This window comes from Pseudomonas sp. LB3P25 (assembly GCF_054897985.1).
Genome location: NZ_CM142711.1, coordinates 3,509,558 through 3,531,566, shown reverse-complemented (window position 1 = coordinate 3,531,566; position 22,009 = coordinate 3,509,558). Strand labels below are relative to the sequence as shown.

Genomic DNA, 22,009 nt, shown 5'->3' with positions numbered 1-22,009 from the left:
CGTCCAATGAATTACGACGGCTTCGCCGCCGAACGGGGATAAATCCCCTCACCACAGCTACGCCAGCTGCTACAGGTTCTGCGTTAAAACTGCCAATTGAGGCTGAGTCCTGCTCCATGGCTCTTCTCGCGGCTGGTCAGTTGGCCGGTGTAATCGAGGTTCAGGCGAATGTCCCGGCTCAGGGCCAGGCTGGCGTGGGCGCCGACCAATGCGGCATCACGCACCATCGGCGAACTTTCCACCGAGAACGCGGTGCTGCCGCTGGCAAATGCCAGATGTTCCTCGGCGTCGGTGTTGCTAAGGTTGTGCTGCCAGCCGAGACTCGCTCCCAGCTCAAGCTGCTGCTGACCGGACAGGTTCACGGTTTTCAACGCGCGCACGCCCAACGTGCTGAGCACCGCGTCACGCTGGTCGCCACGGCTTTTCAGGGCGGCGGCGTTACCTTTCTCGGTGAAACCTTCGGTGTTGAGGTGCACGTAAGCCAGATTCGCGAACGGCTCAAGCGCCAGAGGTTGCAGGTTCAGGCGATACGCCGCTTCACCGAACACTTGGGTGGTCCCGGTGTCGACCTTGGCTTTCTGTTTGGCGCTGACGTCGCCGTATTGCAGGTCCCGTTTGACGTCGGCGCGATGCCAGCTGTAGGCACCGCCGGCACTCAGGCGCCAAGCTCCCATTTCTCGACCGGCGTAAGCGCCCAGGTGATAGCTGTCGACCTTGGCCGATGAATGAGTGCCCGAGCCCATGCTCACCGAGCTGTCGCTGTAACCCGTGACCAACCCGATGCGAGTCTGCTCATCGAGCGCGCCATCGACACCGGCGAGCAAACCGCCAATCGACGTGGTGTAGCCTGCCGCGTCATGGCGCTCATCAGTTTTGCCCCAGGCGCCCAGCGCCTTTATCCAGCCATTGCTTTGAGCACCTTTGGCATCAACCAGTCGCTCACCGACGGCATCACGCAAGTAGCGGCTGTCGTTGATCAGCACCGAGCCCATCGCCGGATAAATTTCCCCCGACAACTGCTGAAACGCCTGTTGGGCAGACGTCGCGGTGGGCGACAGCAACAGACTTTCGTAAACCGCATTACCCGCCCCAAGCCCTTCCGCGGCGGAGGCTGCGGCGCGCTGGTTCGGCGTTTGGCCGACGCTGGCGAAGGTCGTGTCGTTGCGTTCGACACTCAGTTGAACACCGGTGGCGGCGTAATCCAGGCTGCCGCCAATGAACAGATAATTGGGCAGCACCGCTTCGAACTGACCTTGAATGCCGCCAGCCGCTTGCAGGATGTTGTATTGATGACCGAGCAGGCTTTGCACCTCGGTAGCACTGAGCAAGGTCGGGCTGTTTTCCAGTGACAGGCTGACCGTCGCGCCGCTGACAGTGGCCGTGCCGCCCGCGATGATCCGGTCGCTGCTATTCGGTGAGAGTTCGACAGCGTAGGTCGAACCCGGCGCAAACGTCACGTCGCCACTAACCTGCAACGTACCAATGGAATTGCCCGGCGCTACAGTTGCGCCGCTATTGGCGGTCACAGCACCGACGCGCCCCGAACCACCCAGCGTGCCGCCGTCATTGATGGTCACCTTCGATTTCAGCGAACCGTTCACCGTCAGTAACCCACCATTGATGGTGGTCGGCCCGCGATACGTATTGTCGCCGGTCAGCATCAGGCGTCCGGCACCAGACTTGATCAGGCTGCCTTCGTAAACACGGTGAGCGGCGACGGAATCCCGCACCGTGCCCACGGCGTAATCAGTCTGATCCTGTTGACTGGCGCCAACCGGCACGCCGTTCTCCCAGCCTTTGGTTTGCAACGTCTGCTGCCAGGCACTGTGCTCGGCGAGGTCTTCGGATTGACGCTGGATCAGCGCTTTATCCGAGATGTCATTGCTCCAGACATCGCTCTGCCCTGCCCCTAGATTGGCGTCGAAACGCCCGAGTAATTGCCCCGGCCCGCGCATCGCCCGATCAAGGTTGGCCACGCCCCAACCGACGCGGGTATTCGGTGCATCGGTGACCGATCCGTCGAGCTGAGTGGCTGTGGTCAGCAAGGTTTCAAGCGCCTGCTGGTTGGTCATGTACGGGTAGCGTTCCATCACCAGCGCCAAGGCACCGGTGGCATGCGGCGCGGACATGGAGGTACCGGACTTGATCGCATAGCCTGCGCCGGGAATGGTGCTGTCGATCTTCGCGCCGGGGGTGGTGATGCACCAATACTTGGCGATCCCGCACTGGTTGTATTTCTGCAGATTGCCTTGATCCAGCCCCGACACCGCCAGCCAGTGGCCTTCCAGGTCCGGCTCAAAATAAGGCAAGGCTGAACGCACGCTGGCGTTGGGGTAACCGCTGTTGCCGGCGCTGAACACGTTGATCACGCCGCGTCGGGAAACGTCTGCGGCCTCATCGAGCCAGGTGCCTTTGTTCCAGTGCTGGGCGTAGGCCGCATGCAGATCGTCGAGGGTCCGATAGCTGACATCCGGTGGCTGGCTGCCCCAGCTGTTGTTGATCGCTCGCACACCGGCATCCGCCAACGCGTTATAGACCGCTTTGAAGTAGCGTGGATCAGGATTGGAGCCGAACAGGAAGCTGTCGTTCTTGTTGGTGTTGCCGACGTAGACCTGTGCGTTGTGGGCCACGCCGTGCATGCCGGTGCCGTCGCGCGAGGCACCGATGGTGCCGGCGACGTGCGTGCCGTGGGAATCGTTGTTGGGGTTGAGCGTGCCGTCGACGTTGAACGAAGAACCATCGACGTAACTTCCGCTGGCCAGCACCGCATGGTAACGGTCGGTAGCGAATTCGGGATGGGAAGCATCGAAGCCTGAATCGAGCTCGCCGATTTTCACGCCTTTGCCGGTGATGCCGGCGGCATAGGCTTGATCGGCTTGCATGCGGGCGAGTCCCCAGTCGCGCTGGAACTCCGCCGAGCGCCAACTGGCGGCATCACCGGGCACGCCGGTTTCCAGGTAAGCGGCTTGCAACGAGACGGGCATTGCTGTCACCAGGAGTAATAGCGTGCCGACTGACATCGGCTTGATCTGTACGTCCGTGTTCATGACTTCTCGCTTTTTTGGCGTTTTTAGAATTCTGGTTGTCCATAACGGGCAGCAACGCATCCCCCTGTAGCAGCTGGCGAAGCCTGCGTTCGGCTGCGAAGCAGTCGTCATTCGGTCTATCTGACAAACCGTGTTGTCAGGTTTTACGACTGCTACGCAGCCGAACGCAGGCTTCGCCAGCTGCTACAGGTTCAACTCATTAGCTCCTCGGGCCTTGCCCAAACGCCTCGTCAACCTTGGCCAAATCCTGCTCATTCAACGTCCCGGCGTAGTAATGCAACTTGGTCCAGGCCATCAAGTAGTCGTAGCGTGCCTGTGCCAGATCGCGGCGGGTGGTAAATAGTTGTTGTTCTGCGTTCAATGCGTCGAGGTTGACGCGCTCACCACCCAAAATGCTTTGCTTGGTCGAGACCACCAGCGCTTCGGCAGCCTTCAGCGCCTTCTGATAAGCCCGCAATTTGTTCACCCCCGACAGGCAGGCACTGAACTGCCGGCGCAACTCGATCAACGTTTCCCGGGTCTTGCCATCCAGCTCATATTCCGCCTGTTCCATGGTGCGGCTGGCCTGACGCGTCGACGCCGAAACCCCGCCGCCGGCATACAGCGGCACGCTGACTTCGATGCCGATGGTGTTGGTGTCGTAACGCTGGTTGTAGGTGTTGCCGCTTTCCGATTCGTTCTGACGCACCGAAGCGTAGGCACTGACTTTGGGCAGGTGCCCGGCGCGGTTGCGTTCAACCTCGTAGCGCGCCACTTCCACGGCCTGCCGTTGGGAGGCCAGGTTGGGGTTGTTGGCCACGGCCATCTCGTGCCAGGTGTCGTAATTGGCCGGTTGCAGGGCGAAGGTCTGGAAATGCTGGTCCAGCGGCGCCAGGTCGCCGATGTTGACCGCCGGCACGCCAATCAGCGCGCCCAGCTCTCGTAACGACGCGTCCTGCTCATCACGGGCTTCGATTTCCTCGGCCGTGGCCAATTCATAGCGGGACTCGGCCTCAAGGATGTCGGTACGCGTGCCCTCGCCCTGTCGGAACATGTGTTCGTTCTGCTGGAACTGTTGCTCGAAAGCCTTTTTCTTGGCCTGCGCGATGTCGATCTGATCCTGAGCGAACAGCGCCTGGGTGTAATTCTCCAGCACCCGAACCAGCAATTGCTGGCTCTTGCCGCGAAAGTTTTCGTCGGCAAACAGCGATTGCGCCACGCCTTTGCGGTACGACGCGTAAGCCTCGTAATCGAGTAACGGTTGTTGCAGGGTCAGGTTCGAGCCGTAACTGCTGTAGTTGCGATCATCGCTCTGGCTGCGACCGCGATCGTTGAGGTAAGTGACCTTCGAAGAATTGCGGCCCTTGTTGTAGGTATAACCCAGCCTCGGCAACAGTCCGGCGCGGCCAATGGCACGGTTTTCAAGGCCGGCATCGCGCTCTTTGATTGCGCCCAGGAACACCGGATCATTGCGCAATGCCTGCTCGTAGATCTCGAACGGCCCCATGGCCAACACGCTGTTGCAGGTGAACAACGCGAGCACTGCTCCAAGCATCGAAAGCTTATTCATACAGCGGAACATCCTTATTCCTCAGTCAACGCGGAACCTGCCCGGTCGAGCAGCGGTTTGAACAAATAGTTGAGGAGTGAACGTTCACCGGTGCGCACGAACATTTCCGCCGGCATGCCAGGCTTGATCACCAGACCGTTGAGTTTTTCCATGGCCTGATCGCTGACGCTGCTGCGCAGTACGTAATACGGCGCACCGGTTTTCTCGTCGATCATCTGGTCGGCGGAGATCAGGCTGACTTCGCCGGGCACGCGCGGCGTGCGGCTCTGGTTGAACGCCGTGAACAGAATGTCCACCGGCAAGTGTGTGCCGACCTTGTCGACCAGGTTGATCGGCAGGTGCCCTTCCACCTCCAGACTCGTCCCCTGAGGCACGATCTCCAGCAGGGTTTCGCCCTGTCGCACCACCGCGCCCACGGTGTGAACCCCGAGGTTGACCGCAATGCCATCGGCCGTGGCGATGATCTCGCTATGTTGCAGATCGAACCCGGCGGAAGTCAGCTGCTCTTCCAGCGTCACGCTTTTCAATTGCGCGTCGGCCAGTTGGGTACGGACTTCTTTCTGGTATTCCTCGATGTGCTGTTGCAGTTTCAGCCGCGATTCGAGGATGCCCTGCTCCACACGGCCGCTTTCGCCGGTGTTTTCCGCCAATTGTTGTTGCACTTGCGACAGTTGACGTTGGTACTCCATCAACCGATTGCGCGGGATGTAGCCGTTATCCGCCAGAGGCTGAAGGTTGCTCAGTTGTTGTTGCAGAGAGCTGGCCTGGGCAGTCAAGTCGGTGCGGGCGCGGCGCATGCCAGCCAATTGCGCGCTGGCGCCTTCGATGCTGGCACGCAAGGCGGCCTGTTCGCGGGAAAACGCTTCACGGCGGCTGCTGAACAACTGCCGTTGACCTTCCAGCACCAATGCCAGGCGTGGGTCAGGATCGTTGCTCAGTTCAGCGGGAAAACTCACCTGCTTGAGGTTGTCCCGTTCACTCTGCCACCGCGCCAGGCTGGCCCAGGCCATGCGGTATTGTGCTTGCAGCGATTGCACGTCAGCGGCGACTTGCGTCTGGTCGAGCTGAAACAATGGCTGGCCCTGTTTCACCACCTGGCCCTCGCGCACCAGAATCTGGCTGACCACGCCACTGCTCATCGATTGCACGGCTTTGCGCTTGCCCGACACCACGACCGTGCCTTGCACGGGAATGCCTTGGTCGAGAGGCGCGAGACTGGCCCAGGTGAAAAAACTGCCGGCGCCGACAATCGCCAGAATCCAGCCCATGCGGGCGAAGAAACGCGCATCGCGCTCAGGACGTTCTGCGGTGTAGTCGTGTTCCATGGTGGCTTCGCTGTTGTTGCTCATACACCCGAATTCCTTGTCGAGGGCTGATACTGCCGGCTCATGCTGAGTCCACCCGGCGCTTGCGCGGTTTTTTCCCGCTGCTGTTCCTGATTGGCTGCGAGTGCCTTGAGCACGTCCTGGCTGGCACCGAAGGCTTGCAAGCGCCCTTCGTTGAGCACCAGTAACTTGTCGGCCTGGGCCAGCGCCGAAGAACGATGGGTGACCAAAATCACGCTGGTGCCCTGGGCTTTCATGTGCGCAATCGCGCTGGCCAATGCCGCTTCGCCCACGGTGTCGAGGTTGGAATTGGGTTCATCCAGCACCACCAGACGCGGGTTGCCATACAACGCGCGAGCCAGGGCCACGCGCTGCTTCTGGCCCCCGGACAAGCCGCTGCCGTCCTCGCCGAGTACGGTGTCGTAGCCTTGCGGCATGCGCAGGATCAGTTCGTGAACGCCAGCCTGTTGCGCGGCTTCAACGACTTTTTGCGGGTCCGCCTCGCTGAACCGGGCGATGTTTTCAGCGATGCTGCCACTGAACAGCTCGATGTCTTGCGGCAGATAACCGATGTAGGGACCAAGATCGTCGCGGTTCCAGCGATGAATGTCCGCGCCGTCGAGCCTCACCGTACCGCCCAGCGTCGGCCAGACGCCAACGAGCACCCGGGCCAATGTCGATTTGCCGGAACCGGACGCCCCGAGTACGCCCAGCACTTCCCCGGCACCGAGGCTGAAATTAACCAGGTGCAACGTGGCTGCCCGTTGCCCCGGCGGCGCGGCGCTGACCTGTTCGAAGATGATCTGACCCTTCGGCGCCGGCAGCGCCATGGCCTCGTCACTCGGCGGGAAGGCTTGCAGCAAGGTATCGAGACGGCGGTACGCGAGTTTGGCGCCGCTCCACTGCTTCCACACGGCGATCAATTGGTCGATGGGGCTCAGAACCCGACCCATCAGGATGGAACCGGCGATCATCATCCCGGCGGTCATGTCGCCCTTAATCACCAGCAATGCACCCAGCCCCAGCACCAGCGATTGCAGGCACAGGCGCAGGGTTTTGCTCAGGGAGCTGATGACTGCACCGGTGTCGCTGGCCTGATTCTGCAAGCCGAGGAAACGTGAATGAACCTGGAACCAGCGTTTACGTAACGCCCCGAGCATGCCCATGGCCTGAATGGATTCGGCGTTGTGCAGGTGACTGGTGGCCAGCTGGCTGGATTTCTGGGAAAAACCTGCGGCTTCGCCCAAAGGCTTTTTGGTCATCGTCTCGTTGAGGCAAGCGAGGCCGATCAACAGCACCGCGCCCGCCGTCGCAAACACACCGAGCCAGACATTGAACAGGTAGATCACGAACAGATAAACCGGAAACCACGGCGCATCGAAGAAGGCAAACAGCGCAGGACCGGTGACGAATTGGCGAATCTGCGTCAGGTCCCCCAAGGCTTGCCCGGCGTTACCCTCGCCTTTGAACAGGTTGCGCTCGAAGGCGGCCTGATAGACCCGAAGATTGAAGCGGCGCTCCAGTTGGCTGCCGATGCGAATGACGATGAAGCTGCGCACGATTTCAAGCAAACCGATGAAGGCAAAGAACCCGACCACCATCAACGACAGCATCGCCAAGGTCGTTTCATTTTGCGAAGACAGCACGCGGTCGTAGACCTGGAGCATGTAAATCGACGGGACCAGCATCAACACGTTAATTAACGCGGTAAAACAACCGACGCTGATCAGGATGCTCTTGTAGTCGCCCAGCGCTTTGAATAATGGTGCGGTGGCCGGGCTCTTTGCCATCTTCATGGGTTCTTCCTGAGGTGTTATTCCTCGCCCTATCTGGCGAAGTTTCCATTAACTGTCCGCGCAGGGGCGGATATAGGCCTTGCGACAGCGCTTACAAACTAATAACAACTTTTCGTGGGCGACAGAGCGCTTCCACTAGTTGTGTTGTGCTTATGTCGGCAATGACGAGCGTTATAGTCGAACCGTGTTATTGCACCTGGCGCACAAGTGTTATGACCAGATCGGATTTCAATGTGGCTTTATACGATCCGTCGCGTTGGCGGCTGAGAAATAGAATCTTCGAACCTTCTTTGCCGGTGATCGCCAGGCCATCTGGCTCAGGGAACCAGCCGATCGCAGATTCGCCGTCCAGCCAGGCGCTGAGACAATCGGCGCCCTCACCCAGCGTCTGTTTCGGTTGAAAGTCGATGATGCAGACGTTTGACGGTTTGTCCTGCAATGCCTGGGTCTCTGGCGAGTCATCTTTGGCGATCAGGGTCGCCTGCCATTTGCCGGCCAGTTCCGAGGGGTCTGCTAATTTCAGGCTGCTCGCCATGGCTACATCTCCAAAAATCATCATGAACGTCGCCAATAGCCACGCGGTTGTTCTGTAGGTGAAGCCGTTATGAATCATAAGGCGCTTTACTCATTTCAAGGGGCAGAGGGCAGCGCGTCTGCGCCGCCCTCCTTTTCACCTCACATCACGCAGCGATGTCGGAGTAAGCCGCCTGGCCCACGGTGCTGACCAGGAAATCAGCCACACCGTGCCCGGAGAAGTCCACCGACAACAGGCTGTTACTGCCCGAAGAGGTCAACACCGCATCGCCTGCCGCACCGGTGAACGAGTTCACGAAATGCAGGCCTGCGCCGTTGGTGATGCCGGTCAGGTCGATCTTGTCCAGACCGCTGACAAAATCGAGGATCTGATCCACTGCACCGGGCTTGGAATCGCTGCTGGCCGCAAACACGAAAGTGTCCGAACCTGAACCGCCCCACAGTTTGTCCGCACCGCCCGCGCCGAAGAGGATGTCGTTGCCGGCACCGCCTTTCAGTTCGTTGGACACGCTGTTGCCGATCAGCAGGTCGTTGCCCGAACCGCCGATGGCGTTCTCGATGGTGACACCCTTGGCGATGGACACGTTACCCACCAGGCCGCCAACGTCGGAGAACGAGGCCTCATTGAGATTGATCTTCTGGTTTTGGGTAAAGCCGGAAAAGTCCAGGGTGTCCTTGCCGCCCGCATCCCATACCGAAAACACAACCTTGTCCGACGACGAAGTCGCGCCCAGGAAGTCGCGCCCGGCGTTGGAGTTGAAGCCGTAAGTGGTGTCGCCGGTACGGGTGGTGGTGTTGGCGCCATAGAGCTTTTGGATGGCCGCGATATCGTCCATCAGCGGACCGGACGAATAGGCTTCGACGCCGCCCTTGCTGAAGTTCTGGCTGGTATTGCTTTCACTCCAGTAGCTCATGACGCTATAACCGCGGGTGTCTTGCCCGTAGGAAGCGTCGTTGTAGGTCGGAGCGCCCTCGCCGGCGTTGTAATCGCCAGGGTGGGCCAGGCCCAGGGTGTGACCGATTTCGTGGGTCAGGGTTTGCCGGCCGTAATTATTCAGGTCCGGCGTTTTGTTTGGCGTGTAGCTGCTGTTGGTCAGGTACCAGGAAGTACCGTCATAACCCGCGCCCGTGCCTGGCAGATAGGCGAAGGCCGCCGCGCCGTCCTGGCCGCCGCTGTAGTTGCCGAAGGTCATGTGACCATCGCCACCCGTGGCCTTCTCGGTGAAGGTGACATTGGCCACATCGGCCCAGGATTGCATGGCAAGCACCGCCTGACCTTTCTGCTGGGTGCTGAACTGGCTGAACCCGGTAATCCCGTGCTTGTTCATGGTGCTCGACGACGCCGAGGTCAGGAACGTGTAGGTGAGTTCGATTTTGCCGCTGCCGTCCTTGTCCTGGTAGGCAGCGCCATCGCGCAGCAATTGGGTCGCTGCCTGGTCGACGGAGAAGGAGGGTTTGCCATTGACCGTGAGGTTGCCACCCCGATCATATTGATGGCTGAAGCTATTGATCTGGTTGAACGCAGAACTGGGTGCAGCCAATGCTTGCAATGGCTGGAACGCCTGTTCGGCGGTATCAATAGCGTTGTCTTTTACTTTCGACATAAACACACTTCCTTGTTTAGCTATGGAACAGTTTTTTGTCAGACAGCGACAATCTCTGGCGAGATCGTCCTATCACTCGCCCAATGAAGGCGAAAGAAAACTGACACAATTCGAAATCAAACGTCTACATTTTTTTTGACGTCAAATTGAGTTGTTCCTGCAAGTACCCGGAAACAATGCCTGTGCTGTCGAAATATTGTTTTGTTAGATGGCGGCTTGCGCAAATTGTCTGACAATTAGTTATTTAATTATTAAATAGAGGTAAGTTGTTTTTTGTCGATGGGGTCTCACTTTGAGTGAGTTATTAATATGAGTGCCAGCGCATTGATATCAGTTGAATTTTCATTGGATTAGAGTTTTTGACGACTGCTGCGCAGCCGAACGCAGCCTTCGGCAGCTGCTACAGGTTTCGCGTACGCCGCAATCCTTGTAGCAGCTGGCGCAGCCTGCGTTCGGCTGCGAAGCAGTCGTCAGATACTCACAACCAACACGCATCCCAAAGTGGGTAGTCATGAACCCGTGTCACCAGCCCTGCTCGTATTGGGTTGGCCACGACATATCGAGCAAGATCCTTCACGTCCTCCTCCCGCCGAACCGCACGATCGTGATACCCCTTTTGCCAGAGGCGCCCTCGCCGCCCTAGCGCCTGATTAACCGCCAGGCTGCTCCGGGATTTTATACGGCACATCAGCTCGGCCAGTGTTTTGTCGTGCAGCTGCACCAGGCAATGCATATGATCCGGCATCACAACCCACGTCAAAAAATCCGCCCAACCCTCCTCCTGCGCTTGACGCAACTCCAGAACGACCAACCTCCCCAATCGCCAATCAACAAAAAACGGCTGCCGTTGGTCAACGACAGCCGTTATCAAATAAATACGCCCTGGCTCAGAGAAGCGACCAATACGCAGATGACCAGCATTCAAGCGGACAGGCATTCCATTGCCTCCTAACCATTGAAAGGAGGCCAGGAATCTACAGCGTTACCAGCCAGCCCGACTGGCCGCAATAACTACAAAATATGAACCCTCAACTCCCCGTTCGAATCTTGTTCCACACCCGCGTACGAACCCGGTCGATGTTCAGCGGCATCGCCTCCAGCACAAACAATTTCCCCATCATGTCCGGGCTCGGGTAGACCTTGGTGTCATTCTTGATCGCCGGGTCGATCAAACTGTCGGCCTGTTCGTTACCGTTGGCGTAGTGCACGTAGTTGCTGATGCTGGCCATGACGTCCGGGCGCAGCAGGTAGTTCATGAAGGCGTAGCCGGCCTTTTCATCCGGGGCGTCTACCGGCATGGAGACCATGTCGAACCAGATGGCGGCGCCTTCCTTGGGAATCGAATAGCCGATGTCGACGCCATTTTTAGCTTCTTTCGCGCGGTTTTCGGCTTGCAGAATGTCACCGGAGAAGCCGACGGCCACGCAGATGTCGCCATTGGCCAGATCGCTGGTGTACTTGGACGAGTGGAAATAGCTGACATACGGGCGGACTTTCATCAGCAGCGCTTCAGCCTTTTTGTAGTCTTCCGGGTTCTTGCTGTGATGCGGCAGGCCCAGGTAGTTCAGTGCCGCCGGCAACAGTTCGGGACCGTTGTCGAGGATCGCAACGCCGCACTTCTGCAACTTTTTCATATTCTCGGGTTTGAAAATCAAGTCCCAGGAATCCACGGGCGCGTTCTCACCCAACACGGCCTTGACCTTGGCGATGTTGTAACCGATGCCGGTGCTGCCCCAGAGGTACGGGAAGCCGTGTTCGTTGCCCGGGTCGTTGGTTTGCAAGGCCTTGAGCAGCGCCGGGTTAAGATTTTTCCAGTTCGGTAGTTGGCTCTTGTCGAGTTTCTTCAGCGCCACGCCTTGAATCTGCCGCGCCATGAAGTGGTTGGACGGAAACACCACGTCGTAGCCGGATTTGCCGGTCATCAGTTTGCCGTCGAGGGTTTCATTGCTGTCGAAGACGTCGTAGCTGAACGCGATGCCGGTTTCTTTCTGGAAGTGTCCGGGGCGATGTACTCCGACCAGTTGTAAATCTTGACAGTCTCGGCCGCGTGGCCGAGGGTCGCGACGAACGCAAGTGGAGCCAGAGTCAGAGTCTTTCGGATCATGAGTCGATTCCTGTTTGGTTTGTCTTCTTTTTATTGGAGAGCTGGCAGGCAATCAGAGGATCAAAACGTAGGTCTTGCGCACGGTTTCCTGGATATCCCAGATGCCGAGGCTGTTGGCTGGCAACATCAGTGCGTCGCCGGCTTCTATGCAGGGTTTCACCGTCATCCGGTGTGAAGGTGCAGCGTCCCTGGATGAAGTGACAGAACTCCTGGGCGACGATCTGCCGTCGCCAGCGGCCGGGCGTGCATTCCCAGACACCGGTTTCGACGCCATCGTCGCGTTCAACGCTGGTGGTCGAGGCCACCGCCACGGGCATGCCCAGTGGTACGGCGACTGGATTCGACTCTTCCAGCTTCAGGGTTGCGGTGTTCTTGAATTGCGTGATGCTCATGGGAGTACCTGTCGATTGAGCCTATAGATGAAGAGCGCGCCGTTTACTGCATGAAACCTTCCATGAAGCCGGCAATACCGCTGGCCAGTTTGCGACGCCAGGGTGCGGTGGCCGGGTTGGCCAGGGTCTGGTCTTCGTGGGCGAAGCTGCGGATGATCGCGTTGTAACCGAGCCAGCGGCAGGGCTCCGGCTCCCAGGCCCTCAGCGCGTCGGGCCCTCCGTGGATAACCCACGGTTGGCGAACCAGCTCGGTGTCGTGCTGCAGAATCAGGTCGGCCAGGGTCCGGCCGCCCAGGTTGCTGGCACCGACGCCCTCCCCGCCATAGCCACCCGACAAGGCGATGCCACTGGCCTGATCGCACAGCATGTGCGGCTTGAAACGCCGGGACATCCCCAGATTGCCGCCCCAGGCATGGGTAATCCGCACGTTCTTGAGCTGCGGGAAGAGTTCGCCAAACAGATAACGCCGCAGCTCCACCTCGCTGGTGGTCAGGTCGAAGTCATGCCGCAGCTTGGCAGCGAACTGATAACCGCCCCGGGCGCCGAACACCAACCGGTTGTCAGCCGTGCGCTGACCGTAAGTGACTTGGCGACTGCTTTCGCTGAAGGCCTGGCCACGACTCAGGCCGATTTCATCCCACGTGGCAGCGGATAGCGGCTCGGTGGCCACTATCAAGCTCTGCACCGGTAACTGATAACGCCCCAACGGTGGCAAGGTGACCGAGTAACCTTCGACCGCCGGCACGATCCAACGGCTGCGAACCGAGGCTTTCGCCGTGCGCAGACCACCCGAGTGCCACTGGGTGACCGGGCTGTTCTCGTAAATCTTGACGCCCATTTTTTCCACCGTCCGAGCCAGACCTCGCACCAACTTTGCCGGGTGAATGGTCGCGACGTGCGGTGCATAGATACCGCCATAAGGTTTGGCGACTCTGATCTGTTGCGCCAACTGCTCGGGGCTGAGCCAGCGGTAATCACTTTCGGTCAATCCCTGGCGGTAGAGCGTGTCGAGAGAGTGCCGAAGGCTGGCTTCCTGTTCCGGATAACGTGCAGCGCAATACAGCGCCCCGCCTTTGCGGTAGTCGCAGTCGATGCCTTCACGTTCGAGGACATTCCCGACTTCATCCGGAATGCCGTGCAGTAAATCGAAAGAAGCCCGGCGCTGTTCGGGCGGTAAGTCGGCGAGCAAGCGGTCTTCGCCCAGCACATTGCCCATCAGCCAGCCGCCGTTACGCCCAGAGGCGCCAAAACCGGCGGTTTGCGCTTCAACGATGACAATATTCAGGTCAGGCGCCAGGCGCTTGAGGTAGTACGCGGTCCAGAGCCCGGTGTACCCCGCGCCAATGATGGCGACGTCGACGTCCAGATCCTGTTCCAGCGCCGGACGCGTCAATAATGGCTCGTCGAGTTGATCCATCCACAAACTGATAGTGCGCCACGCCGGCATGCAAGACTCCGCCACTCATTCTTCGATGGCGTCGATCCTAGTGCGTGGACTTAGAGACTGTCTTGCGCGCGTGCACGCAAAGAAATTTGTTTTACGTAGGCCTTGGGCGACTGGCCGGTGTGCTGACGGAAGCAGCTATAAAACGCCGACAGCGAATTGAACCCGGCAGCAAACGCCAGTTCGTCGATACGCAGTGGCGGCGTGGTGTTATCCAGTGCCGCGAGCAAATGCTGCAGGCGCGCCTGGTTGACGTATCGGTAGAAGCTCTGGCCAAGCACCTGATTCAGCAGGTAGGAAATCTGATTGCGGCTGTACCCGCACTCCTTTGCCACCCGTTGCAGGTCAAGTTCGGGATCGAGATAAGGTTGTTGGCGCTGAAAATATTGCTGCAAGTCTTCCGCCATGAAACTCAGCTGGCGTGCAGACAATCCGAGTCGACTGACCGCCGGGCGTTGGCTGCTGGAAGATTTGCTGACGGGCTGTTCATGCACCAGCGAGGCGTACTCGTTGACCTGCCAGATCAGTCCGTCACGTACAGTAATCGCTTCGCTGGCCCGGAACGACACCAGGCCTTCACCGCCGCGAAGGGTTATACGGTATTGAATGAACGCCGTGTTGCCGTCCAGGCGAATACGGTCCGAGTGCTCGAGGGCTTCATCGGGATCGCGGGGCATACTGCTGCGCACGTATTCACGTAATTCGTACAGCCCCATCACACGGTTTTGAAAAAAATCGCTGTACTGAATCTCTGGGTGATAGAGCGCCATCACCCCGTCCAGGTCCCGGTGTTTCCAGCGCAAGTGATAACGCATCACCGTGTCGCCCGTGGCCTGGGTTTGTAGCGGACCATCATCATCGGCGTGCATAAAGGACTCGACGAGAAAAAAACGAGCTTGCCGAAGTTCCGCCTCAGCTTCAATGGCCAATGAATGGCCAACCAGTGGTAGCCAATTGCCGGAAACCCACCATTCTCGTGACCTGCATCAAAAAAACTGAACCAATCGCTAAACGGCCTGAAGAAATCCACATTGTTTTCACATTTGGCTGCTACTTTTAAAGGCAGTCACCGGTTGAGCCATTGAAGGCTCTTCCCTCCTAACATGAGCTAAAGGAAGCGCTCGATGAATGAGGCGGGCTGCATATGAATAAAGGGTTCAGTAAAGTCACCTTTCCAAACGCCTGCCAGCTGATGCGCTGGCATTTTCATCCCATGGGTTTCGAGGCGAGCATGGATGCGCCGGGCAGCATGATTGCCCGTCTATTTGACCGTGCCAGTGGCGAGACCATGATCGCCATCGCCGGCATTCCTTGCGCGACGGTAATGAATGCTGCGGATGTAGAGCGAATTATCGAAGCGGTGGAAGACGAGCTTGAGGCTTTCATTCCACCCGCCGCCCTCAGGAGCTATGCCTGAAGGCTGAACTTTCAACAACAAGCCCACGTTAAGTGGGCTTTTTTGTACGCGAAGATATTTTACGGTTCACGCCGATGTCTTGCCCTGTCGGTGATCGGCAAAAAACACCTTGCCCTTGCCGATCCGATCGGAAGCTTTAGGCAGGTTGGCCGCCTGGGTGTCTTGCCCATCGACATACCAGTAGCAATGACTCACCGCCCGAGTGATGCCGACGTAAGCCAGTCTCAGGATCTCGTCTTTCTGTGCGCTGTCGTACGCTTCGCTGTCACCTGTCTTGCCTAGACCTGCCATGCGGTAGACCTGGTTCTTGTACGGTGAACTGGTCAGGTGCTGACAATCACCCAGCAGGAACACAGCGTCAGCCTGAAGTCCCTTGGCGCTGTGATACGTCAGTTGCTTGAGCCGTCGCGCTTCGTACGGCAAGCTAGAATCCACATTAACTACAGATTGAATATGCTCTTCAATCAATGACTTATCGCTGCTTTTTCGATAAAGCATCAAGATTGAATCGCCCTTTCTATAGTGCTCCATCAGGCGTTTGGCCATGCCTTGATCGTCGCGATCGAGAACGTTCACCGGCAGCAATGCCTTCGGCTCGCCACTGGCCTTGGCCTTCTTGCCTGCGATCGCCGGCGCCGCACGAACGATATGTTCGGCGGCATCGATGATGTGCTGGTGGCTGCGGTAGTTGTCGCTGAGCATGACCTTGGTCGTGCTCGGCGACGGAAATTCCTTGTTGAATTCCATGAAGTACGTCGGCGAACTGCCCCGCCAGCCATAGATGGACTGCCAGTCATCCCCCACACAGAGCAAGGACGAACGTTGTGCGCCACGCCCCACGTGCATGGCCGGGCCGCGACTGCGGATTTCCGTCAGGCTCGCACGAATCCAGGAAACGATCTGCGGTGATACGTCCTGAAATTCGTCGATCATCAAGTGCGACATCGGCCTGAGCAGCTCATCACTCAGCAGCTTCAGGTTTTCCGGCGAATGTTCGCTGAACAAGGCGAACATCCGGTTGTAGGTCATCACCGGTGGTTTCTGATCGAGCAGGTGATCTTCCAGCGCTCGCCAGTACAGGCTCAAGGCCTCGAAGAAAAACCGGTCCGGGTCGTCCTTGGCAAAACTCATCTGGCCCACGGCATTGGGCACATCCAGGCCGAGGTTCTCGATAAATCCAGCGGCAGCGACAAAACAGTCCAGTAACGGCGCAGAACTGAGCTCGCCCTTGACCTTGTAATCGAAGCCAGGCCCAGCACTCGCATCGCCTCCCAGAGAGGCCAACACACGCTTTGATGACTCGTAACTATCTAACCATATCAATGGTTTACGACAGAAAGCTTGAAACAGGGTGCGCTTGACCGCCCATTCCGCGCGAACGCTCAATTTGGCATTAGGGCGGCTGACCTGCGGGTTTTCCCGGGGATCGAACCCCAGCACCACCCAAGCGTCCAGGCTCGGAATGTAGCCATGACAATGAAACGTTGCGCCGTTGATATCGAACGTCTGGCGATTCGGCTCTATGCCTTTGATTGGCCAGGCGCCCGCGCGAAACCACAAATCTTCGATAGCGTCGCAGAGTTCTTCATCACGCTTGGCGGCCAGTTCGGTCACCGCCATGCGCTTCTGCACGTCCGGGTGATCGCGCTCCAACTCCTTGAGCTGCAGCGCGTGACGGGACAATGGCTTGATCAGTTCACGGAAACGCTCATTGCGAGTATGCAGGCCGTGATAGCAAGCGTTGAGCTGTTGCCGCTGGGCGTCGTTGATGCGCAAGTCGAAAGGATTGCTGTCGAACTCCTCATCGCCATTTTGCGGACGGTGACTGAGGTTTTCGAAGGCTTGCAGCCGCTCGAAGCCCGGTAAGCTGCGAACCATCGGCAGGATTCGCGAATGGAAGGTGCGCACCAGATCTCGCGCCTCTTTGAAACTGAGCGCCCGGCCCCAGAGTGCGAACAGTTCGATCAGTTTATTGATGAAGTCTTTGCGCGATTCACGGGTAAAGGTCACCACCGTCATCGAATTCAGCTCGAACCCCAGATAATGGGTCAACAGCAAAATACGCAACACCAATGTGGTCGACTTGCCCGCGCCCGCGCCGGCAATCACCGAGGTCGAGGGCGTGTCGCTGAAGATCATTTTCCACTGCGCGGCGCTGGGCTGGGCGTGCGGTGGCAGCAGTCGAGCGACATCCGTCTTCATCCGCTTTTTCAACTCAGCGCTCAACGGCAGACGCCAGTCGTCGAACAGATGGTCATCAACGTTGGGCGCCCGGTGTTCGGTGGAGCGCGAATCGCGGATCAGCAATACCTGTCGGCCTTCTTCCAACCCTTCAAGCTTGCCTTCCTTATAGCCGTAATCCACCCCGGCACTGTGCCCACTGCGAAAGCCGTCGGCCTGGCCATGCAGCCAGGATGCCCGGTGTTGTGCGCGCAGGCGCGTCAGGCCGTGGCCAAAAAACCGGGCGGCCAAACGCTTGAGCAGCGGCATCTCGGCCAAGGGACGAAGTTCAGGAGGAAGATCGGGGGTCTGTTGCGGCACGCGGGCTGACTCCAGGGTGTGAGGCTGTTGGGGCTATGGTGTCTGCATTTGCCGTTCAGTTCTAGTGAAATGCTTACAGGTCATTGGCTTATGCGATGAAGTGAAGGTTGGGTGAGAATCTTTCGAGCTTGTTTGATATCAAATAATTCGATTGTATTGAGGCATTTTTTACGCTTTTTATCGATTATTGTTTGATAGATGATGCTTGCCATCAACCACCGGTTCTCGTTTCGTGGCTCAGGCGCTCTGCCCCATGACGAACCTTTTCAGGAGACGATCATGCTTGAACTCAGACCCTTCAACTCCCTGGGCGGCGCCCACCATGGCTGGTTGGATGCTCATCACCACTTTTCGTTCGCCGAATACCATGACCCAAAACGCATGAACTGGGGCAACCTGCGGGTGTGGAACGACGACGTGATTGCCTCTGGCACCGGTTTCCCGAAACATCCGCACCGGGACATGGAAATCATCACTTATGTCCGTGAAGGCGCAATCACTCACGAAGATAATCTGGGCAACAAGGGTCGTACCGAAGCGGGCGACGTTCAGGTCATGAGCGCCGGCACCGGAATCGCCCACAGTGAATACAACCTGGAGGCGACCGCGACCAAGATCTTCCAGATCTGGATCATCCCGAACGAATCCGGTTTGGCACCGTCCTGGGGCGCCAAGCCTTTTCCCAAAGGCCAGCGCGAAGGTTTCGTGACACTGGCAAGCGGCAAGGCCGGCGACAATCAAAGCCTGCGGATTCGAGCCGATGCGCGTTTGGTGGCAGCGAACCTGAAGGCCGGTGAATCCGCCGAGTATCGTTTGGACAAGGGCCGTCGTGCTTACCTGGTTCCCGCCACCGGCGTCATTGAAGTCAATGGCTTGCGCGCACAAGCTCGAGACGGTATTGCGGTTGCCGATGAGCAGGTGTTGCGGGTGACCGCCATCGAAGACAGTGAAATCGTCCTGGTGGACCTGGCTTGATCGGGTAAACGCGGGACAAAAAAAGGGGCGACCGTCATGGCCGCCCCTTTTGTACATTCTGGATTACTTCGCAGAGATCGCGCCGTCCACCAGTGTTTGCGCTTCTGCCACCAATTGCTTGAGGTGTTCGTCACTGACGAAGCTTTCAGCGTAGATCTTGTAGATGTCTTCAGTGCCCGACGGACGCGCCGCGAACCAGCCGTTCTCGGTCATGACTTTCAGACCACCGATCGCCTGGTCGTTACCCGGTGCGTGACTGAGGATGCTCTGGATCGCTTCACCCGCCAGTTGGGTCGAGGTGACCTGATCCGGGGACAATTTGCTCAGCAGTGCCTTCTGCTCAGGATTGGCCTTGGCATCGACGCGCACCGAGAACGGTTCGCCGAGTTCATCGGTCAAGGCGCGATAGGCCTGACTTGGGTCGCGACCGGTGCGGGCGGTCATTTCTGCAGCCAGCAGTGCCGGGATCAAGCCGTCCTTGTCGGTGCACCAGACGCTGCCATCCTTGCGCAGGAACGAAGCACCGGCACTTTCTTCGCCGCCAAAGCCCAAAGAACCGTCGAACAGGCCGTCAGCAAACCACTTGAAGCCGACCGGCACTTCGTACAGGCGACGACCCAGACGTTTTGCAACGCGATCGATTAAGCCGCTGCTGACCACGGTTTTACCCACAGCCGCATCGGCACGCCACTGCGGACGGTTCTGGAACAGGTAGTCGATCGATACCGCGAGGTAGTTGTTTGGCGCGAGCAAACCACCGGACGGGGTCACGATGCCATGGCGATCGTGGTCCGGGTCGCACGCAAATGCTACGTCGAAACGCTCTTTCAGACCGATAAGGCCCTGCATGGCGTGAATGGACGATGGGTCCATGCGGATCTGCCCGTCCCAGTCGACGGTCATGAAGCGGAAGGTCGGATCAACCTGTTTGTTGACCACTTCCAGGTCCAGACGGTAATGCTCGGCAATCGCCGACCAGTAGCGCACCCCGGCTCCGCCCAGCGGATCGACACCCAGACGCAGCTTGGCATCACGGATGGCGTCGAAGTCGATCACATTGATCAGGTCGGCGACGTAGGTATTGAGGTAATCGTGACGATGGGTCGTGCTGGCCTTCAGCGCCTGCTCGTAGCTGATGCGCTTGACGCCAGCGAGCTTGTTGCTCAGCAGTTCGTTGGCCTTGGCTTCGATCCACTTGGTGATGTGAGTATCGGCCGGGCCACCGTTGGTAGGGTTGTATTTGTAGCCACCGCTTTGCGGCGGGTTGTGGGACGGCGTGATGACGACGCCGTCCGCCAGGCCCGAGGTGCGTCCGCGGTTATAGCAGAGAATGGCGTGGGAAATGGCCGGTGTCGGGGTGTATTCGTCACCTTCGGCGATCATCACTGTCACACCGTTGGCGGCCAGCACTTCAAGGGCGCTGGCGCCAGCCGGGGTGGACAGCGCATGGGTGTCGATGCCGACGAACAGCGGGCCATCGATGCCCTGGGCTTCGCGGTACAGGCAGATCGCCTGGCTGATCGCCAGAACGTGCCATTCGTTGAAACTCAAGTCAAACGAGCTGCCTCGGTGCCCGGACGTGCCAAAAGCTACGCGCTGGGTCGAGATGGCGGCATCGGGTTGGCCGGTGTAATAGGCCGTTACCAGTCGCGGGATGTCGACCAACAGTTCTACCGGTGCCGGTTTGCCCGCAAAAGGACTGAGTGTCATGCAAAACCTCTGAAGTTGAGTGGTTCAGGAATAGGAACGCAGTTTACTGGCAGTTTGACCGCAGCGCGATGGGATCGATCCAAGAGTGCCAAGGATGTTTTGTGGCCCTGCTCAATCGATCGACTCCAGACGCAAGGCATCCCCTAACAGGCCCAACGCCGCGGCCAGGTCGTGGTCACCGCCGAAGGTGTGACTCAGGCGCAAGTGTTGCGCGTGCAAGCCCTGGAGACTGAACAGCTCTCCCGGTGCGATCACCACCTGGTGCTTGAGCAGGCGCTGAAACACTCGACGTACATCGACCTCGCGCAGCGAACGGACCCAGACGGTTGCACCGCCCTGAGGCTCGACGAAGCGCAAGGCATCGCCCAGACGCTCCTGCAACAGCTGAGTCATTTGCACCTTACGGTCCTTGAGCATCCTCCGTAATACCTGAAGGTGCTGATCGACCCGTCCGTTGCCGTACAAGCGAGCGATGGCTTTCTGGCGAATGGGTGACAGTCGGAACGACCTCAGTAGAAAGTGCCGTTGCAGTTCGGCACTGAAATGCCGCGACAGCAGATAGCCGTAGGGCGCTTCGGGCCCGATGATTTTCTCGAACGTGGAAAACACGATCAGCCGATCAGGATCCAGCAAGTCGCGAAACCGCTGGCCGTCCGGGTCGAATCCGAGTTCGCCGTAGCAGTCGTTCTCCAACACCCAACTGCCATGTCGCTCCAGCAACTGCGCGACGGCTTGCCGGTTGTCGTCGGGGGCCAGGCTGCCTCGCGGCATGTTCAGCGCGGATGAAACCATCACCAGCCGCACCGGTTCGGTCTCCAGCAGCTCCTTGAGCCATTCGACGTCCAGGCCACCGCTGGATTGCACCGCCAGCTCGATCACTCGCACTTGCGCAGCCTGGAGCAACCGCAGAATCGCCCAGTCGCACGGCGACTCAACCAGCACCGTAGCGTCCTTGAGATTCAACACCGCGATCAGTATTTCCAGCACTCCGCGCAGGTCGGCGCCAATATAGACATCGTCGGCGTGCCAGCAGCGCAGCGGCGAGGTGGTATAGCGCGCCGCCAGGGCGATGCGCAGCTCCAGTTCACCGCAAGGTTGCGATGACGGTTGCGGCTGACGCGGATACTGGCGCAGCAGTTCTCGCTCCAGTAGTAACAACGGACTGTCGAGGGGTTGCAACAACGCCGGGTCATCGGCGCTCAAGACCAGCATTCCTGGACGTCTGGCGTTGACATAAACGGTTTCGAGCAGGTCGTTGCCACTGCTGAGCGTGCTGATGGAGGACACCGGTAACGCGTAATAGCCGGACTTGGCGACCGAATAAACGCGCCCTTCCTTCTCCAGCAGCGAATAAGCGTACTGAATGGTCGAGATCGACACGCTCAGACGCTCCGCCAACTGTCGCAACGAAGGCAGACGGACTCGCGTGTCACTGACCGGCTCATTGATCAGGTTGGTCAGATATCGGTACACCGCCTGATACGCGAAGTCGGTTTCTCGTGGCCCTTTCATGGGCGAGGGCCGAATGCCATGTGAGCGTCATCATGCATCGTCAGGACGTCCGTCAAACC

Annotated in this window: 14 protein-coding genes and 2 pseudogenes; 2 read left to right on the top strand and 14 right to left on the bottom strand. The window is 58.7% G+C overall.

Features of this window, described 5'->3' with window-relative positions; all coding sequences use genetic code 11:
* Positions 1–83: 83 nt before the first annotated feature.
* From eprS to ACYZTW_RS15925, 11 genes and pseudogenes are all read right to left on the bottom strand, one after another.
* Positions 84–3,047 carry an autotransporter serine peptidase EprS gene (gene eprS / locus ACYZTW_RS15975; protein ID WP_462000812.1) on the bottom strand — a complete coding sequence of 988 codons (2,964 nt, stop codon included), beginning with the start codon at positions 3,045–3,047 and terminating at the stop codon, positions 84–86.
* Positions 3,048–3,246: 199 nt separating this feature from the next.
* The gene (locus ACYZTW_RS15970; RefSeq protein WP_462000811.1) at positions 3,247–4,608 is read right to left on the bottom strand and encodes a TolC family outer membrane protein; all 1,362 of its coding nucleotides are present in this window, start codon (positions 4,606–4,608) and stop codon (positions 3,247–3,249) included.
* 2 nt (positions 4,609–4,610) lie between these two features.
* On the bottom strand, positions 4,611–5,945 hold the full coding sequence (locus ACYZTW_RS15965; RefSeq protein WP_462000810.1) for an HlyD family type I secretion periplasmic adaptor subunit: 1,335 nt from the start codon (positions 5,943–5,945) through the stop codon (positions 4,611–4,613).
* Positions 5,942–7,717, bottom strand: coding sequence for a type I secretion system permease/ATPase (locus tag ACYZTW_RS15960; RefSeq protein WP_462000809.1), 1,776 nt, complete (start codon positions 7,715–7,717; stop codon positions 5,942–5,944). The genes ACYZTW_RS15965 and ACYZTW_RS15960 overlap by 4 nt, the downstream gene beginning before the upstream one ends.
* Before the next feature lie 187 nt (positions 7,718–7,904).
* Complete coding sequence (locus ACYZTW_RS15955; protein WP_462000808.1) at positions 7,905–8,330, bottom strand: AprI/Inh family metalloprotease inhibitor; 426 nt, start codon at positions 8,328–8,330, stop codon at positions 7,905–7,907.
* A gap of 67 nt (positions 8,331–8,397) precedes the next feature.
* Complete coding sequence (locus tag ACYZTW_RS15950) at positions 8,398–9,855, bottom strand: serralysin family metalloprotease (protein WP_462000807.1); 1,458 nt, start codon at positions 9,853–9,855, stop codon at positions 8,398–8,400.
* A 478-nt stretch (positions 9,856–10,333) separates the two neighbouring features.
* Complete coding sequence (locus ACYZTW_RS15945) at positions 10,334–10,792, bottom strand: REP-associated tyrosine transposase (protein ID WP_462000806.1); 459 nt, start codon at positions 10,790–10,792, stop codon at positions 10,334–10,336.
* Between the two features lie 91 nt (positions 10,793–10,883).
* Positions 10,884–11,959 (bottom strand): annotated as a pseudogene (locus ACYZTW_RS15940) (polyamine ABC transporter substrate-binding protein).
* 52 nt (positions 11,960–12,011) lie between these two features.
* Positions 12,012–12,351 (bottom strand): annotated as a pseudogene (locus ACYZTW_RS15935) (cupin domain-containing protein).
* Between the two features lie 43 nt (positions 12,352–12,394).
* A complete protein-coding gene (locus tag ACYZTW_RS15930) occupies positions 12,395–13,798 on the bottom strand; it encodes an NAD(P)/FAD-dependent oxidoreductase (protein WP_462005683.1) in 1,404 nt (467 codons plus the stop codon).
* Between the two features lie 50 nt (positions 13,799–13,848).
* Positions 13,849–14,664, bottom strand: a complete 816-nt coding sequence (locus ACYZTW_RS15925) for a helix-turn-helix domain-containing protein (protein WP_462005682.1) — start codon at positions 14,662–14,664, stop codon at positions 13,849–13,851.
* A 275-nt stretch (positions 14,665–14,939) separates the two neighbouring features.
* Between ACYZTW_RS15925 and ACYZTW_RS15920 the strand changes: the two genes are divergently transcribed.
* On the top strand, positions 14,940–15,212 hold the full coding sequence (locus ACYZTW_RS15920; protein ID WP_008156356.1) for a DUF1652 domain-containing protein: 273 nt from the start codon (positions 14,940–14,942) through the stop codon (positions 15,210–15,212).
* A 66-nt stretch (positions 15,213–15,278) separates the two neighbouring features.
* Here ACYZTW_RS15920 and ACYZTW_RS15915 read toward each other — a convergent pair whose 3' ends face one another.
* Positions 15,279–17,753 carry a UvrD-helicase domain-containing protein gene (locus ACYZTW_RS15915; protein WP_462005681.1) on the bottom strand — a complete coding sequence of 825 codons (2,475 nt, stop codon included), beginning with the start codon at positions 17,751–17,753 and terminating at the stop codon, positions 15,279–15,281.
* 279 nt (positions 17,754–18,032) lie between these two features.
* Between ACYZTW_RS15915 and ACYZTW_RS15910 the strand changes: the two genes are divergently transcribed.
* Positions 18,033–18,728: a pirin family protein gene (locus ACYZTW_RS15910; protein WP_462005680.1), complete on the top strand. Its 696-nt coding sequence runs from the start codon at positions 18,033–18,035 to the stop codon at positions 18,726–18,728.
* Positions 18,729–18,791: 63 nt separating this feature from the next.
* On the opposite strand, the gene pgm is transcribed toward ACYZTW_RS15910, so the two are convergent.
* Both pgm and ACYZTW_RS15900 read right to left on the bottom strand, forming a co-directional pair.
* Complete coding sequence (gene pgm, locus ACYZTW_RS15905) at positions 18,792–20,438, bottom strand: phosphoglucomutase (alpha-D-glucose-1,6-bisphosphate-dependent) (protein ID WP_462005679.1); 1,647 nt, start codon at positions 20,436–20,438, stop codon at positions 18,792–18,794.
* A 111-nt stretch (positions 20,439–20,549) separates the two neighbouring features.
* On the bottom strand, positions 20,550–21,950 hold the full coding sequence (locus ACYZTW_RS15900) for an aminotransferase-like domain-containing protein (RefSeq protein WP_462005678.1): 1,401 nt from the start codon (positions 21,948–21,950) through the stop codon (positions 20,550–20,552).
* Between the last annotated feature and the right edge of the window lie 59 nt (positions 21,951–22,009).